At 33.0% G+C, this 542-nt stretch carries 2 protein-coding genes; both read right to left on the bottom strand.

Annotated features, from left to right (window positions below):
• Window positions 1-337 (bottom strand): hypothetical protein (locus tag MKO96_RS29215; protein ID WP_240589347.1); only part of this gene is annotated, 337 nt, incomplete at its 3' end.
• A 48-nt stretch (window positions 338-385) separates the two neighbouring features.
• On the bottom strand, window positions 386-542 hold a 157-nt coding region (locus MKO96_RS29220), incomplete at its 5' end, for a YolD-like family protein (RefSeq protein WP_240589348.1).

Here is a 542-nt window from a genome sequence, read left to right on the forward strand (position 1 = left end):
CAAATGCAACTTTACATGGGAACGGGTTTCTCCCTGTTGAAGCAGCAGACATACATGAAAGTACCCAATATTCTAATTCTAAAGGTAAGCGGAATGCTTGGATACTACCATCATTGTTTTTTACTGTTACAATCGGTGTATTTACCCTAGTAGTAGCGAAACCATCTGTCGTTATCATCGCTACTACATCATTATTATGAAAACCAGCGCTTAAAACCTCGTAAGTTAGTCCATCTTTCTCATTGATAATCATAGGTATATTTAAATAGGGATAGTCATTTATATCGTTATGAATAATTGCTCCTGCTGCACTCTTTCTTATTTGAGCCTCTTGCATTGTTTACACTCCTTTATAATGGTTTAAATGTGCTTACGTAAATATATTCTATTTTGCATCTATTATATTATAAAATTGCAGTTTCATCCTGTTATAAAATGAATCGGTACATATAACAGCACTATTTGAGGGATCAATATCAACAACAGTCATATAGCTAGAGAGCAAATAACCATTCACATAATATGTAATTAGTATTTCTTCT

This window comes from Bacillus sp. ES1-5 (assembly GCF_022487605.1).
GTDB classification, from domain to species: domain Bacteria; phylum Bacillota; class Bacilli; order Bacillales; family Bacillaceae_G; genus Bacillus_A; species Bacillus_A wiedmannii.